Origin of the sequence: Variovorax sp. W2I14, from assembly GCF_050435205.1 — a bacterium.
GTDB lineage: Bacteria > Pseudomonadota > Gammaproteobacteria > Burkholderiales > Burkholderiaceae_C > Variovorax > Variovorax paradoxus_C.
In genome coordinates, this window is the sequence record NZ_JBNDJX010000001.1 from 2,475,081 (window position 1) to 2,489,805 (window position 14,725).

A 14,725-nucleotide genomic window follows, 5' to 3' on the forward strand; every position below is an offset into this window, starting at 1 on the left:
CGCGAATGCAGCGCGGTGCTGGCGCGGGCTGGAATGCCCGCCACCGCGTGCGAGGCAACCGGCGTGCCCGGCACTGCCCGAAGGCGATCAGCGCGGCCAGTCGGGCGGCAGCGCGCGGTGCATCGCAGAGGCCGCGATTGCGGCGCCGCCGAGCGCCACCGCGATCTGGTTCAGCCCCGTGCAGACGTCACCTGCGGCATAGAGCCCCGGCACGGCCGTCGCATGGTGCGCATCGACCTCGACATAGCCGGTGGCGTCGAGCGCGGCGCCCAGGCTCTCGGCCATCCGCGAATGCACCGCCACGCCGAGCGCGCAGTAGAGCGTGTCGCACCGCGCGGTGCCGCCTGCGTGCACGACGGCCACCCGCCCGCCCTCGCGGCGGATGGTCTCGATAGGCGCATCGTTCCAGCGGATGCCCGCATCGGCGAGGCGGCGGCGCTGCGGCGGCGACAGCGCCTGCCCTCCGGACGCCATGAAGAGCGTGATGTCGGCGCTGAAGTGGCGCAGGTACAGCGCCTCGCCGATGCCAGCCTCTCCGTCCGAATACACGCCGACCGCCTGCCCTATGACCTCGTAGGCATCGCACACCGGGCAGTAGCGCAGCAGGCCGGCTTCGAGCGCTTCGCGCAGATGCGGCATCGGAGGCGGAATGTCGGTCACGCCCGTGGCGAGCAGCAGCAATCGGCCATCGACATCGAGCGCGCGGCCGCGCAGGTGCAGGCGGAAGCCGCCCTCCTCGCGCCGCTCGACGTGTTCCGCGAAGCCGTCGATCCGGTCCACCGGATAGCGGCCCACCTGCTCACGGAGCATGTCCCGCACCGCCACGCCGGAAACGCCATCGCCGAAGCCCGGGTAGTTGTGCGATTGCGGAATGCGCGCGACGCGGCTCTGCCCGGCATCGAGCAGCGCCACCGAGCGCCGGAACCGCGCAAGGTAGACGGCGGCCAGCAGGCCCGCAGGCCCGCCTCCGACGACGAGGGCGTCGTACATGGCGCAGGACGAACCGGGTGTGTGCTCAAAGGTCCGGCGGCAGCCGCACCTCGGCCGGATGCGCCTCTTCGTGGCGCTCCTGGCATGCGATGCAGCGCGCGGCGGCGGGCATCGCCTCCAGCCGCGCACGCGGGATCTCGGTGCCGCAATCGATGCAGAAACCGAACTCGCCGTTCTCCAGCCGCATGCGGGCCGCATCGATGTCGCGCAGCTCGGCCATGTCGCGCTCGGCCTCCGCATAGCGCAGGCCGTTCTGCAGGCGCTCGTCGGCGATGTCGATGGGGTCGCAGGCCGGGGCGCGCGCACGTTCGGTGTCGTCGGTGTTGCGCGCATCGGGCAGTTCGGCGGCGGCGGTGCGCAGGTCGGCCGCGAGAACGGCCTCGCGTGCGTCGAGCGTGCTGCGCCATCGCTCGCGTTCGGTGTCGGTGTCGGTGATTGACGTCATGGGTGTTCCTTGTTCTTTCTCTCTGTTCGTCGCATGAAAGTGCGGCGCTGTTCGCGGCCTGCTGTCAGGCGCGGTGTTGCGCGCCGCTCTGCGCGTGGTAGTGAGCGATGCGGCCGAGTGCGTAGTCCGCGCTGGCCTCGCGGATCTGGTTGCGCTCGCCCTCGAAGACGCGCGTCTCGGTGAACTCGCGCACGCCCCGCGCATCGCGGAACACCCATGCGTAGCACTGGGTGCCCGGCGTGATCTCGGGGTCGGAATCGTCGGCGACACCGGTGTTGGACACGCCCACGTTCGCATCGCTGTGGCGCAATGCGCCGCGCGCCATCTCCAGCGCCACGGGCTCGCTCGTGAGGTTGTTGCGCTCCAGCACTTCGGCGGGCACGCCGAGGCACCGCCGCTTGGCCTTCGGGTCGTACACGACGAAGGCGCACTCCAGCACCTCGCCCGCGCCGGGCGCGGCGGCCAGGCGGGAGGCGATGAGGCCCGCGGTGCACGACTCGGCCGTGACCACCACGAGCGTGTGCCGCTTCAGGTAGCCGACGGTCTCGCGATGGTCGGGCGCGGTGTTGTTCGCAGTCATGCCATCAACTTAGGGATGCGCCCCGGCGCGCCGTGTCGGACGAGGACTGATCCTGTGGGGAGTCGCCGCGCATGAGGCGCCCTGCATGCGTCGCCCGGCATGCCGCTTGCCGCGACATCCACCGGGTGGCCGCGATGCGCACGCAACGCGCCAAGCGGCCTCCCGTCGCCCCCGACGCATTCCCTTTTTCATCAACCCACTCAAGATCCAGGAGCTATTTCATGTTTTCTCACAACAAGCGACTTCAATACACCGTGCGCGTGAGCGAGTGCAACCCCGGCCTCGCCAACCTCATGCTCGAGCAGTTCGGCGGCCCGCAGGGCGAACTCGCCGCGGCCTGCCGCTATTTCACCCAGGCGCTCGGCGAGGACGATGCGGGCCGCAAGGACATGCTGTTCGACATCTCCACCGAGGAGCTGAGCCACCTGGAGATCATCGGCACCATCGTCGGCATGCTGAACAAGGGCGCCAAGGGCCGGCTGGCCGAAGGCGTCGAGGAAGAAGGCGAGATGTACCGCACCATCACCGGCGCGGGCAACGACAGCCACCTCACGCAGGTGCTCTACGGCGGCGGGCCGCCGCTGGTCAACTCGGCCGGCGTGCCGTGGACGGCGGCGTACATCGACACCATCGGCGAGCCCACCGCAGACCTGCGCTCGAACATCGCGGCCGAGGCGCGCGCCAAGATCGTCTACGAGCGCCTCATCAACCTCACCGACGACCCCGGCGTGAAGGATGCGCTGACCTTCCTCATGACGCGCGAGATCGCGCACCAGAAGTCGTTCGAGAAGGCGCTCTACGCCATCGAGCCGAACTTCCCGCCGGGCAAGCTGCCGGGCGATCCGCGCTTCACCAACGTGTACTTCGACATGTCCAAGGGCGACCCCGACCTTCGCGGCCCGTGGAACCAGGGCGAGCGCTGGGACTTCCGCACGCTTGCGCAAGGCGACGCGCCCGTGGACGAAGGCGACGGCCTGGCCACCGTCACGCTCGCCGACGCCGAAGCGCCCGTGGTGCAGCAGATGGCAGCCCGCACGCAGTCGCGCCGCGACATCGATCCGACGACCGGCGCCGAACTGGGCATGGGCGAGCAGGCGCTGCTCGCCGATGCCGCCGGCCTCGGGCCCGTCCCCGAAGGCCTGGACCCCGCCAAGGGCAAACCGCGCAAGTGAACGAGATCGAGCCTCTGGACCGGCGGTTCACCGAACTGCTCGCCGGCTACCGCACCGCCGGCGGGCTGGCGCGCGACAGCGAGATCGTGCCGCGCGTGGCCGACCGGCATCCGGGCGGCTGCGTGTGGCTTTCGCGCCAGATCGCCTGCCGCGGCCTGCTGTTCTTCACCTGGCAGGAGGCGCTCTGGTTTCCGGTGTTCCAGTTCGAGAAGGCGGACATGTCGCAGCGCGGCGCCGTCGCGCGCATCGCGGCCGAGCTGGCGGGGTGGACCGACGACTGGGAGCGCGTGCAGTGGTTCGTTCGGCCGCACTGCGCGCTGGACGACCGCACGCCGCTCGCGTTGCTCGATGCAGAGCCCGGCCGCGTGGTGGAGGCTGCCCGCATGGAGCGCTTTCTTCAGAACGCGTAGATCAACGCGTAGATCAACGCGCGCCCCCTCCGCGGCTACGCCTCGAAGCTTGCGGGGCTGGGCGCCTTCACCGTGAGCTTGCGCATCGCGTTGGCGACCTGCGCGATTTCGTCGGCTTCGCGGTCGCAATCCGCGGCAGCGCCTGCGTCGCTCTCGCGCTGCACTTCGGCCAGGCGCCGGAGGATCGCTTCTTTTTCCTGCAGCACGCGCAGGCCCGTCCACAGCGCGGCATCGGTCACCTGCTCCTGGGTCGCGGCCAGGCTGCGGAGGCCGAAGGCGTGGCCGGTGTGGCAGCGGTAGCGCACCGGGCGCTTGTCGTCCAGCTCGAACAGCACACCGCCGCAGTCGGGGCAACTGAAGGTCGAGGGCGTCGCGATTTCCTTCAGGTTTTCCATGGTGTGCCCTCCCTTGCCCACGGCATGCTCGCGGCGCAGCGCGGTCGACGGTGCGAGGTTGCGGCCGGCGGGCGCCATGCGTTCTTCGCGGGCCAGCGCAAGGAGCAGATCCGCCATCTGCGACAGCGGCACCACGTGGTCGGCTTGCACCACCGACAGGGCGGCGCGCGGCATGCTCGGCTCGAAGGCGTCGGCCGGGTCCTGCACGACGGCAGTGCCGCCGCAGTCCTTGATGGCGCGCAGGCCCGCGCTGCCGTCTTCGAGCATGCCGGTGAGCACCACGCCGATGGCGCCCGCGCCCATCTCCAGCGCGGCGGAACGAAACAGGGGGTCGATGGCGGGGCGTGCATGGTGTTCCTTCGGGCCGCGCGTCACGCGGATCACACCGCCTTCGAGCAGCATGTGGTGGTCGGGCGGCGCGACGTGGATGGTGCCGGCGGCCGGCACATCGCCGTCGCGCGCCGCCACGGCAAGGTTCGGCCCGCGCGCGCTCAGGAGCTGTGCGAGCTGGCTGCGGTGCGCGCCGATGTGCTGCACGAGGAACACCGGCACCGGAAAGTTCGCGGGCAGCGCCGCCGCGAGCTCGAGCATCGCGTACACGCCGCCCGACGAGGCACCGATGAAGATGGCGCGTGCCGGGGTGCGCGCGGGCGGGAAAGGTTTTTCCTTGTTCGTTGTCATGGCCGTAAGCGCGAAGTGGGTGGATGGCCCCGTGCGCGGTCGGCGCCGGTATGGATGCGGCATTCATGCATCGGGCAAACGGTGTGCCTGGCGGCCCGCCTCGTGCGCGCGCAGCAGCCGCTGCAGGTCGGAGGCCGTCACCGGCTTGGCGACGTGCTCGTCGAATCCCGCCGCCAGCGCCGCGGCCCGGTCGGCGGGCTGGCCCCAGCCGGTGGCGGCGATCAGCACCAGCTCGCTGCCCCAGGGTTCGGCGCGGATGCGGCGCGCCACCTCGTGGCCGTCCATGCCGGGCATGCCGATGTCGAGCACCGCCGCATCGGGGCGCAGCGCCTGTGCCACGCGCAATGCATCGATGCCGTTGTTCACCGTCTCGACCTCGAAGCCCGCCCTGGAAAGCATCTGCTCCAGGCCCCAGAGCGCATCGACGTTGTCGTCGGCGAGCAGCAGCCGCTGCAGCCGCACCGGCGCCTCGCCGTTGGCCGCGGGCGCGAGCGGCGACATGGCCGCGGCCGGCCGCGCCGAGGGAATCCGCACCGTGAAGCGGCACCCCCGCCCCAGCCCTTCGCTGTGACCGGTGACGGTGCCGCCGTGCAGCTCCACGATGTTGCGCACCAGCGCGAGCCCGATGCCCATGCCGCCGTTGGCGCGCGCATGCGCATGCTCGCTCTGCACGAACATCTCGAACATCGTCTCGATCGACTCGGGCTCCATGCCGATGCCGTCGTCGGTCACCTCGAACACCGCGTCGCGCGCCTCGGCCCGCACCGACAGCGCGATGCGCCCCGGCGCGGGCGTGTACTTGGCGGCGTTCGACAGCAGGTTCGACAGCACCTGGCTGAGCCGGATCGGGTCGGCGTCCAGCGCGATCTCTTCCTCGGCGATGTCCAGGTCGAGCGTGTGGCGCCCGTGCTCGATGAGCGGCCGTACCGTCTCCAGCGCCGCATCCGCAATGGCCTGCGCGCTGATGCGCTCGCGGCTGAGCGCAAGCCGGCCCTGCCGCAGGCTCGAAACATCGAGCAGTTCGCCCAGCATGACCTTCATGACCGAGGCCTGGCGGCGGATCACGCGGGCGGCACGCGCATGGTCCTGCGTGGCGAGCGATTCGGGCACCAGCAGTTCGGCCGCGCCGCTGATCGAGGCGAGCGGATTGCGCAGTTCGTGGGAGAGCACCGCCAGAAAGCGGTCTTTCGCCGCGTCGGCCGTTTCCAGCGCGCGGCGCGCAGCCTCGTTGGCGCGCAGCGCGGAGAGCAGTTCGCCGCGGCTTTGCTCCAGTTCCTGCTGCGCGGCGCGCTGCTCGCTCTGGTCGCGCAGCACCTTCACCAGTCCGATCGACCTGCCCTCGCCGTCGTGCATCGGCATGAGCGCGCCGCTGGCCCAGAAGCGCGAGCCGTCCTTGCGCTGGTGCAGCCGGTCGTCCGCCGCGCGGCCTTCGGCGAGCGCGGTGCGGGCCTCCTCGACCGGCGCGCCGGCGGCGCGGTCTTCCTCGGTGAAGATCAGGTCGGCCGAGCGGCCCAGGATCTCCTGCTCGCTGTAGCCCAGCAGCCGCTCGGCGCCGGCATTCCAGCTCGTCACGCGGCGCTCCATGTCGACCGAGAAGATGGCGTACTCGATCGCGTTCTCCAGCATCAGCCGCATGCGCTCCTGGCTCTCGCGCAGCGCCTCCTCGGCCAACTTGCGCTCGCTCACGTCGGTGCAGACGATCAGCGCCGAGTCGGGCCGGCCGCTGCCGTCGGTGAGCACCGTCACGCTCTTGTGCAGCCACATGACCTCGCCGTTTTTGCGCACGATGCGGTTCTCGGCCTGGAACGGCTTGCCCTGCGCGGCGAGCTGCTCGAAGAGCAGTTGCGTGGCCGGCAGGTCCGCCGGGTGCACGAAATCAAGCATGCGCCGGCCCAGGAGCTCGTCGTCGCCGTAGCCGGTGAGGGCGCGGTAGCAGGTGTTGGCGAAGGTGATCTCGCCGTCCAGCCGCATCTGCGCCACGCCCACCGAGGCCTGGTTCACGATGGCGCTGAAGCGCTCCTGCGATTGCCTGAGCGACTCCTGCGCGGCCTTGCGCTCGGTGATGTCCACGAAGCTCAGCACCACGCCGGCGATCACGTCCTCGATGGTGCGGTAGGGCCTCGCGCGCGCCAGATACCAGTTGCCCCGCGCGTCGCCCACTTCGCGCTCCGAAGGCTGCAGCGAGCGCAGAACGGCGTGCGCATCGTCCGAAAGCTCGGGATAGTCGAGCCCGGTGACCAGGTCCGACAGCGGTCGCCCCGTGTCGCTCGCGATCAGCTTGAAGATGGTCGCCGCGCTCGGCGTGAAGCGCATCACGCGCAGGTTCCGGTCCAGGAACACGGTGGCAATGGCCGTCGCGTCCATCAGATTCATGATGTCGCTGTTGGCATGGCCCAGGTCGTCGACCTTGTTCTTCAGCTCCTGGTTGACCGTGGTCAGCTCTTCGTTGATCGACTGCAGCTCCTCGCGGCTGGTGTCCAGCTCCTCGGCGGCCGCATGCAGTTCCTCGTTCATCGCGTGCAGCTCTTCGTTGCTCGCCTTGAGCTCCTCGGTCGAGACCTCGTACTGCTCCACCGTCTGGCGCAGGCGCGCCTTCAGGCGTTCGACCTCGCGCTCCAGGTGGCTGGCAATGGGCTCGGGCTGCACACGCGGCAGGACGGCGAAGGCATCGCCGGCCGCGGGGGCGGTTTCGCCGGAACTCCCCTCGCCCGCCTCCTTGCGCGCGTTCTGGCGCACGTCCAGGCGCACGTCCTGGCGACGAAGCAGCACCAGGAAGCCGCCGCCGAAGGCCTCCACCGGCCGCACGCTGACGGTCACCTCCACTTCGCCGCCGGCGATGCGCGCCCGCACCGGCGCCACCTCCACCGGCTCGTGCCGCTCGTGCGCGTGATGGAGCGCCGTCTGCAGCTCGGCCTTCAGGTCGGGCACGATGGCCTGCATCACGTTGCGCGAAGGCTCGCCGCCGCCGAAGTACAGGAAGGCCGTGGCCGCGGGCGAGATGTGCAGCATCTCGTGCCCGGCGTCCACCAGGATCGAGGGCGGCGCCAGCAGGTCGACCAGCTGCAGGTGCATTTCGGCCCAGGTCATGGTTTGCCCGCCGCGCAGGGTCGGCAGCATGGGCTGCGGTGCGACGGGCGGCGCAATCGCCGCCAGGGGAATCACCGCCTGCGAACGCCGCGCCGCGGCCGCTCTCGGCGGGCCGACGGGCCGGGGCGGCACCGGTGCGCCCGCACGCGACTGGCAGCGCAGGTAGATGCGGTGCGGCTTGTCGGCCACCGCGAACAGGCGCCCGTCGCCGTCCGCCGCCTCCGAGACGCCGAGGAACAGCGGCGCGCCGGGGTACATCGCGAAGTGCAGCGTCTCCAGCACGCGCGCCTGCGCATCGCGGTTCAGGTAGATGAGCAGGTTGCGGCAGGTCGCCAGGTCGATGCGCGCGAACGGCGCATCGCGCAGCACGTCGTGCACCGCGAACAGCACCATCTCGCGCAGTTCGCGCCGCACCCGCAGGCCGCGCGGCTCGCGCACGAAGAACTGCCGGATGCGCTCTTCGCCCAGGTCGGCCTCGGCCGCGAGCGGGTAGATGCCGTCGCGCGCGGCGCGCACCGCGTCCTCGTCCAGGTCGGTCGCGAAGACCTGGATGGACGGCGGGTGCTCCAGCGTGCGCGCGTGTTCGCTCAGCAGCATCGCGACCGAATACGCCTCCTCGCCGGTCGCGCAGGCCACCACCCAGGCGCGCAGCGTGTCGTCCGGGCCCTTGTGGCGAAAGAGCTCCGGCACCCGCGCTTCGAGGGCCGCGAAGCTGTCGCTGTCGCGAAAGAAGTTGGTCACGCTGATGAGCATGTCGTGCACCAGCGCGCCGGCCTCGCCGGGCCGCGTGCGCAGGCAGTCGAGGTAGGCCTGCAGGTTGCCCACGCCGTTCACCTGCATGCGCCGGCCGAGGCGCCGCAGCACCGTGGCGCGCTTGTAGTCGTCGAAATCGCGGCCGGTGCGGTCGCGCACGAAGGTCAGCACCTCGCGCAAGGCCGCTTCGCCGGGGTCCGTCAGCGCGGCCTCGGCCAACGCGGCGTCGTGCGCCGGCGGCTGTTCGGGCGGCAGGCGCAGTTGCGATTCGAGGCGGTAGTACGCGGCGATGCGCGTGCCCATCTCGCGCGCCGGCAGCACCCAGTCGACCATGCCGGTCGCGAGGGCCGTCTGCGCCATGCCGCCCTCGGCCGACTCGCGCGGGTCCTGCACGATGGTCAGGCCCCCGCGCTCCTTGACGCGCTTGATGCCGATGGTGCCGTCGCCGTCCGGCCCGGAGAGCACCACCGCCGTCGCATGCGGGCCATGCGAATCCGCGAGCGTGCGAAAGAACAGGTCCGCCGGCAGGTGGCGCCCGCCGCGCGCCGGCAGCTCGGCCGGTTCGATGAAATTGCCGCGCATGTAGGGCGGCCTGCCGGGCGGCAGCACATGGAGGGTGTCGGGCGCCAGGCGCAGCCGCTGGTCGACGGGCACCACGGGCAGCGCCGTCGCCGCGCGCAGCGTCTCTACCAGGTCGGCGAACGCCTTCGGCCCGCGGTCGGACAGGTGCAGCACGGCGACGAAGGCCATGCCCGAATCGGACGCGGTGCCCTGCAGGAACGCGCACAGCGCCTCGACGCTCCCCGCGGCGCCGGCCAGGCCCACCAGGGGCAAGAGGCCATAGCCGAACGACGGCACGGCATCGTCCAACTGCGTGGCGGCTTCTTCTTCGGCCCTGTCGGGCGTGGAATCGTTCAATGCAATCCCTCGTGTGGTTTGCGCGGCCCGGCGGCCGTGCGGGCTACTGCCGGTATTCCTTGAGCCGGTTGTAGAGGGTCTTCATGCTGATGCCCAGCAGCGCGGCGGTGCGCTCCTTGTGGCCTCCGCAACGCTCGTAGGTGGCAAGGATGAGCTGACGCTCCGCGTCGGCAAGCTGCGTCCCGATCTCGATGACGAGCTGCTGGCCGCCGGGTGCTGGCGGCACCGGCGCGCCGTCGCGTCCGAGCTCTGGCGCGGCCGCTGGCGGCATGGCGAAGACCGCGTCGCCGTAAGCCGCCTGCGGCGTTCGAACGGGCGCGTCGGCCGTTCCCTGGGCGGAGGCGGCGGGCAGCCATTCCTCGTCGATCTCCGAACCGCTCGCCATGACCCAGGCGCGCTGCAGCACGTTGCGCAGCTCGCGCACATTGCCCGGCCAGCGCCAGGCCGCAAGGCGCGCATGCGCACCCCGGCTCAGGTGCTTGGTGCCGCCGCCTTCCTGGCGCGCCACTTCCTGCAGGAAATCGCTCGCGATGAGCCCGATGTCGTCACCGCGTTCGCGCAGCGGCGGCAAGGCGATGGGGAACACGTTGAGCCGGTAGAGCAGGTCCTCGCGCATGCGGCCGTTCGCCACCGCCGCGGCCGCATCGCGGTTGGTTGCCGCGATCACGCGCACATCGGTCTGCTGCACCTGCGTGGAGCCCACGCGCATGAAGGTGCCGGTCTCCAGCACCCGCAGCAGCTTCACCTGCAGTTCCAGCGGCATTTCGGTCACTTCGTCCAGGAACAGCGTGCCGCCGTGCGCGCGTTCGAAAAAGCCCTGGTGCTGGCGTTCGGCGCCGGTGAAGCTGCCGCGCTCGTGGCCGAAGATTTCGCTCTCGATCAGGCTGGGCGACAGCGCGCCGCAGTTCACCGCCAGGAAGGGCTGGTCGCGCCGGCGGCTCATGTCGTGCACCGCGCGCGCCACCAGCTCCTTGCCGGTGCCGCTTTCGCCGTGGATGAACACGGTGACCGCGGTGCGCGCCACGCGCGAGATCTGCCGGTACACACGCTGCATTTCCTGCGAGCGGCCGATGAGCGGGCCGAAGCGCCCGGTCTCGCGCCAGAGTTCCTCGACCTCGTCGAACTCGGCGCGCAATTGCGAGGGCGCGATCAGGCGCGAGAGCAGGCCCTTCAGGTGCTGCGGATTGATGGGCTTCACGAGGTAGTCGGCCGCGCCCAGGCGCATGGCGCGGATCGAGGTCTCCAGGCTCGCCTGGCCGGTCATGAGCACCAGCACGGTGTCGCTCAAGGCCTCGTTCTTCTCGTCGAGCAGCGCGAAGCCGTCGCCGTCGGGCAGATGCAGGTCGAGCAAGAGCAGGTCGGGCCGCTGCATCACCATCAGCCGGCGCGCGGCGGCGAGCGAATTCGCGCACATCACCGAATGCCCCTCCCGCGCGACGAGCGCGGCCATCATGCGGGCCGAATCTTCGTCGTCCTCAACGATCAATGCGTGCGCCAAACCGACTCCAGATACAAAAACGGGCGCGTGCTTCTTGCGTGTTTTTCGCGCTCTTTCCGATGCTCCCCAGTTCAGCCGATGGTTCTCCAGCCTGGCACTCGCGGCCGACGGTTCAACCGTTGAAGTCGCGTGAGAATTCGTGCACTCGATGTGTCAGCGTATTCATACGCGCGATCTGCCGCTCGAGCACCTGCATCGCCTCTTGCCTCAACGAAGGATCGTCGGTGGTGCTCATGAGTTCGAGTGCGACGGCCATCGCGCCGACCGGTGCGCGCAGGTCGTGGTCGAGTTGCCGCGCCGCCTGCGCCTGACGCGCCGTGTGCGCGCGCAGCGCGGCCAATTGCTGCTCGATGGACGAGGCGCCCCGCGCCCTGCCCTGGCGCCTGAGGCCGGTGCCGAGCGCCACGCCGACGATGCTCGCGAACGCGCCGGTCAACACGCCCGCCGCCCATGGTCCCGCGGGTCTTTGCATGCCGTTTCGAATGTTTTTCATCCCGCCGAGTGTGGGCCAACGAAGCCGCGCTGTCAGCCGGCGCGGGTTGCAAGATTTGCTGCAAGGCGTTCTGGGCGCCGGGCACGGGCGCATCGAATTGCATACTTTCGACGTCCTTCGCGCCGGGTTTTTTCCTGCGCGTGGCTGGCACGACCATTGCGCGTGGCCACGGCCATGAATCCATCCATCGCCATGCAGGCGCGCCAGGCGCAGGCCGCCATCTTCTCTCCCCGGCTGCAGCATGCCGTGCGGCTGCTCCAGCTTTCATCGCAGGAATATGCAGAGGCCCTTCGCGACGCGGCGGAGCTGAACCCTTTTCTCGAAGTCGACGAACCCTCGGCGGGCGCCTCGCCCGAAGCGGTGGTAGAGCCGGTGCGGTCTGAAGCGAGCTTCGAGGCCGAGGCCGCGTTCGACCGCATCACCGCGGCGCCGCCCGCGGGCACGCGCCACCTCTCGCACGACGAAAGCCTCGATGCGATGCAGCGCCTGGCGCTGCCGGAGTCGCTGTCGGCGCACCTGCATGCGCAGCTCGGCGTGCTGCGCCTTGGCGAGCGCGATGCGGCGCTGGCCCATGCGGTGGTCGAGGCGCTGGACGACGACGGCTACCTGCGCATGCCGCTCGGCGACATCGCCCTCGCCCTTGGCGAAAACCCCGACGACACCGAAGACGAAATGCGCACCGCGCTGCGCCGCGTGCAGGCGCTGGATCCGGCCGGCGTGGGTGCCCGCAACGTGCCCGAATGCCTCTGCCTGCAGCTCGATGCGATCGGGCCGTTGCCGGTGCGCGCGCTCGCGCAGCGCATCCTGGAGCGGCACATCGACCTGCTCGCCGCGCAGGACTTCGCCGGCATCGCGCGCGCAGCCGGCGCGCCGCTCGCCGAGGTGCAGTGCGCGGTCGCCGGCATCCGGCGGCTCAACCCGCGCCCGGGCTGGGGCCATGGCGAGACCGGCGCGCGCCTGGTCGTTGCCGACGTCACCGTGAAGAAGGTGCGCGGCGCCTGGCGCACCTCGCTCAACCCGCATGCGGTGCCGCGCGTGCGCCTGAACACCGCCTGCGCGCAACTGCTCGACACGCGGCGCGGCGCCCACACCGGCGCACTCAAGGCCTACCTCGAACAGGCGCGCTGGATGGTGGGCACCGTGGCGCAGCGCACCTCGACCATCCTGGATGTGGCGCGTGCCATCGTGGCGCGCCAGCAGATGTTCCTGGAGCACGGGCCGCTCGCGATGAAGCCGCTGGGCCTGAAGGAAATCGCCGACGAGGTGGGCGTGCATGCCTCGACCGTCTCGCGCACGGTGAACAACAAGTACATCGCCACGCCCGCGGGCGTGTTCGAGCTGCAGTACTTCTTCTCGCGCGGCCTGCAGCACACGGCCGGCGGCGCGAGCGCGCCGGTGGCGGTGCAGCAGCTGATTCGCGAGCTCATCGCGATCGAGCCGCCGACCGCGCCGCTGAGCGACGCCGCGCTCGCGCGGCAGCTCGCGCAGCAGGGCTTTCACATCGCCCGCCGCACCATCACCAAATACCGGCAGACGCTGGACATCGACCCGGTGGAGCGACGCCGCGCGCGCGGCGCCCGGCTTACGGCCACAGCAGCCTGACAAGGTGTGCGACCGCAGAAAGAAGACGCGAAGACCATGTGCATCGAATTCCTCGACCGGCTGAGCCGCTCCAAGGCACCGCTCACGCTCACGCAGCCCGACGAGATCAACAACCTCGTGGTGCTGCGCGCGGCCGGCTTCGTCGCCGCGTTCACGCTGCGCTCCGTGCGGGATGGCGAGTCCCGCGAATGGGGCCGCTTTCTCACGGTGACGCCGGCGGGCCGCGCGGCGCTGGCGGACGGCAGCCGCAGCAGTACCTGCGACGGCTGACCCGCGGCGCAATCGCGGCACGTCAAGGCGCGTCGGTGCCCGGCTCCTCGATGCGGTCGAGCACGCGCTCGGGCGACACGTTGCGCCGCAGTTCGCCCAGTTCGGGATCGTTCGCGGCCGGGATGTCCATGCGCTTGGCGATCTCGGCCACCAGCGACACGATCTTGGTGATCTCGTGCTCGCCGAGCAGGCTGATCTGCAGGTCGAGGTCTGCGCGCTGGTCGGCCAGCGCGGCCATGCGGTTCTGGCTGATGAGCACGAAAGTCGAGATGAAGATCGCCTCCACCGAAGCCACCATCGCCAGCACCACGAAGGTCGGGTCGAAGGGCCGCAGCGGCGGCAGCCAGCCGAGGTTGACCACGATCCAGCCGCCGTAGACGAGGAGGTGCAGGTACACGAACTTCATGCTGCCCGCGAACGCTGTGATCGCATCGGCCGCGCGGTCCTGCAGGCTCGCGGCCTGGGTCTTTTCGCGCCGACGGCGCATCAGCGCGGCGATGTTGCGGTCGACCACCTGGCCGACCGGCGACTCGCGGGCCCGCCCTTCGCTCTCTTCTTTCTCTTCGCCTGCTTCGCGCTCGCGGTCAGCGTCCTTCACCGATGGCTCCCGTGGCCGCGGCGTACTGCGATTCGAACATCGCCCGGCCGCGCCGCGCCTCCGCATCGGGCACGCACAGGTAGATCTCATGGCCCGGGCGCGCTTCCACGCGCAGGCCGCTGCTTCGCAGCATCGCCTCGACGCCCGCATGGTTGGGCGCCCACCAGTTCGTCGGGTCGCCGGCCAGCCGGTGCTCGATGAAGGCCATGCGCGGCCAGCCGCTTTCCAGCAGCGGCGCGCGATCGTCGATGGAACAGTCCTCTACCGGCCCGTAGACCGAATCCCCCGGCATGGTGAGCGTCTGGAACATCAGCATGCGGCGGGTGCGCTCGGCCAGCAGGTCGAGCGCGAGCAGCGGATAGCGCAGGTGATAGAAGACGCCCATGAACCAGACGAGGTCGAAGCTCGCATCGGTGCGCGCGAGGTCATAGACCTGCATCTTGCGGAACTCCACCTGCGCGCCCAGCCCGAGCTGCTTGGCCGCCCAGCGCGCCTGCGCGAGATAGTGCTCGTCGACGTCGATGCCGAGCACCGAGGCGCCGCGCCGCGCGAGCTCGAAGCTGTAGAAGCCCGCGTTGCAGCCCACGTCGAGCACGCGCCAGCCGCTCAGATCCTCGGGCACGAAGGGGCGGATTTCCTGCCACTTGAAGTTCGGGAAATCGCCGCCCAGAAAGTGCTCGGGCGTCGTCTGCACGCCGCCCGGCAGGTGCAGGTTGTGGAACCACGGGCCGAGCGCCTCGATCTGCTCTCGCACCGAGGGCTCGCGGCCGGCCGCATCGAAGGCGGCCACCGTGTCGGACAGGGAAACGGACGATGGATGCTGCATGCGGTCT

Annotated in this window: 13 protein-coding genes; 4 read left to right on the forward strand and 9 right to left on the reverse strand. The window is 70.5% G+C overall.

Annotation, left to right across the window (positions count from 1 at the left end; all coding sequences use genetic code 11):
- Nucleotides 1-87 precede the first annotated feature (87 nt).
- From QF040_RS11520 to QF040_RS11530, 3 genes are all read right to left on the reverse strand, one after another.
- Entirely contained in the window at nucleotides 88-990 is a 903-nt protein-coding gene (locus QF040_RS11520; RefSeq protein ID WP_429611136.1) for an NAD(P)/FAD-dependent oxidoreductase, read from the reverse strand.
- A 25-nt stretch (nucleotides 991-1,015) separates the two neighbouring features.
- Nucleotides 1,016-1,435, reverse strand: a complete 420-nt coding sequence (locus QF040_RS11525; RefSeq protein ID WP_429611137.1) for a TraR/DksA family transcriptional regulator — start codon at nucleotides 1,433-1,435, stop codon at nucleotides 1,016-1,018.
- Nucleotides 1,436-1,499: 64 nt separating this feature from the next.
- A complete protein-coding gene (locus QF040_RS11530; RefSeq protein ID WP_429611138.1) occupies nucleotides 1,500-2,015 on the reverse strand; it encodes a CinA family protein in 516 nt (171 codons plus the stop codon).
- Between the two features lie 221 nt (nucleotides 2,016-2,236).
- On the opposite strand from QF040_RS11530, the gene QF040_RS11535 reads away from it, so the two are divergent.
- Both QF040_RS11535 and QF040_RS11540 read left to right on the forward strand, forming a co-directional pair.
- Complete coding sequence (locus QF040_RS11535) at nucleotides 2,237-3,187, forward strand: manganese catalase family protein (protein ID WP_429611139.1); 951 nt, start codon at nucleotides 2,237-2,239, stop codon at nucleotides 3,185-3,187.
- Entirely contained in the window at nucleotides 3,184-3,597 is a 414-nt protein-coding gene (locus QF040_RS11540) for a hypothetical protein (protein WP_429611140.1), read from the forward strand. The genes QF040_RS11535 and QF040_RS11540 overlap by 4 nt, the downstream gene beginning before the upstream one ends.
- A 35-nt stretch (nucleotides 3,598-3,632) precedes the next feature.
- On the opposite strand, the gene QF040_RS11545 is transcribed toward QF040_RS11540, so the two are convergent.
- The 4 genes from QF040_RS11545 to QF040_RS11560 form a co-directional block, all read right to left on the reverse strand.
- On the reverse strand, nucleotides 3,633-4,673 hold the full coding sequence (locus QF040_RS11545; protein WP_429611141.1) for a chemotaxis protein CheB: 1,041 nt from the start codon (nucleotides 4,671-4,673) through the stop codon (nucleotides 3,633-3,635).
- Between the two features lie 63 nt (nucleotides 4,674-4,736).
- Nucleotides 4,737-9,431, reverse strand: a complete 4,695-nt coding sequence (locus QF040_RS11550) for a PAS domain S-box protein (RefSeq protein WP_429611142.1) — start codon at nucleotides 9,429-9,431, stop codon at nucleotides 4,737-4,739.
- 43 nt (nucleotides 9,432-9,474) lie between these two features.
- Nucleotides 9,475-10,929, reverse strand: a complete 1,455-nt coding sequence (locus QF040_RS11555) for a sigma-54-dependent transcriptional regulator (RefSeq protein WP_429611143.1) — start codon at nucleotides 10,927-10,929, stop codon at nucleotides 9,475-9,477.
- Between the two features lie 112 nt (nucleotides 10,930-11,041).
- Entirely contained in the window at nucleotides 11,042-11,422 is a 381-nt protein-coding gene (locus QF040_RS11560) for a histidine kinase dimerization/phospho-acceptor domain-containing protein (RefSeq protein ID WP_429611144.1), read from the reverse strand.
- Nucleotides 11,423-11,596: 174 nt separating this feature from the next.
- On the opposite strand from QF040_RS11560, the gene rpoN reads away from it, so the two are divergent.
- Nucleotides 11,597-13,024 (forward strand): RNA polymerase factor sigma-54, encoded by a 1,428-nt coding sequence (rpoN, locus tag QF040_RS11565; protein ID WP_429611145.1) that lies wholly within the window; start codon nucleotides 11,597-11,599, stop codon nucleotides 13,022-13,024.
- A 36-nt stretch (nucleotides 13,025-13,060) separates the two neighbouring features.
- Nucleotides 13,061-13,294: a hypothetical protein gene (locus QF040_RS11570; protein ID WP_429611146.1), complete on the forward strand. Its 234-nt coding sequence runs from the start codon at nucleotides 13,061-13,063 to the stop codon at nucleotides 13,292-13,294.
- A 22-nt stretch (nucleotides 13,295-13,316) separates the two neighbouring features.
- Here QF040_RS11570 and QF040_RS11575 read toward each other — a convergent pair whose 3' ends face one another.
- Both QF040_RS11575 and QF040_RS11580 read right to left on the reverse strand, forming a co-directional pair.
- The gene (locus tag QF040_RS11575; protein ID WP_429611147.1) at nucleotides 13,317-13,892 is read right to left on the reverse strand and encodes a DUF1003 domain-containing protein; all 576 of its coding nucleotides are present in this window, start codon (nucleotides 13,890-13,892) and stop codon (nucleotides 13,317-13,319) included.
- On the reverse strand, nucleotides 13,879-14,718 hold the full coding sequence (locus tag QF040_RS11580) for a TIGR04290 family methyltransferase (protein WP_429611148.1): 840 nt from the start codon (nucleotides 14,716-14,718) through the stop codon (nucleotides 13,879-13,881). The genes QF040_RS11575 and QF040_RS11580 overlap by 14 nt, the downstream gene beginning before the upstream one ends.
- Between the last annotated feature and the right edge of the window lie 7 nt (nucleotides 14,719-14,725).

What these genes read in the sequence shown, in the direction of transcription:
- QF040_RS11520 (WP_429611136.1), bottom strand. Translation starts at nt 990, where the DNA reads ATGTACGACGCCCTCGTCGTCGGAGGCGGGCCTGCGGGCCTGCTGGCC.
- QF040_RS11525 (WP_429611137.1), bottom strand. Translation starts at nt 1,435, where the DNA reads ATGACGTCAATCACCGACACCGACACCGAACGCGAGCGATGGCGCAGC.
- QF040_RS11530 (WP_429611138.1), bottom strand. Translation starts at nt 2,015, where the DNA reads ATGACTGCGAACAACACCGCGCCCGACCATCGCGAGACCGTCGGCTAC.
- QF040_RS11535 (WP_429611139.1), top strand. Translation starts at nt 2,237, where the DNA reads ATGTTTTCTCACAACAAGCGACTTCAATACACCGTGCGCGTGAGCGAG.
- QF040_RS11545 (WP_429611141.1), bottom strand. Translation starts at nt 4,673, where the DNA reads ATGACAACGAACAAGGAAAAACCTTTCCCGCCCGCGCGCACCCCGGCA.
- QF040_RS11560 (WP_429611144.1), bottom strand. Translation starts at nt 11,422, where the DNA reads ATGAAAAACATTCGAAACGGCATGCAAAGACCCGCGGGACCATGGGCG.
- rpoN (WP_429611145.1), top strand. Translation starts at nt 11,597, where the DNA reads ATGAATCCATCCATCGCCATGCAGGCGCGCCAGGCGCAGGCCGCCATC.
- QF040_RS11570 (WP_429611146.1), top strand. Translation starts at nt 13,061, where the DNA reads ATGTGCATCGAATTCCTCGACCGGCTGAGCCGCTCCAAGGCACCGCTC.
- QF040_RS11580 (WP_429611148.1), bottom strand. Translation starts at nt 14,718, where the DNA reads ATGCAGCATCCATCGTCCGTTTCCCTGTCCGACACGGTGGCCGCCTTC.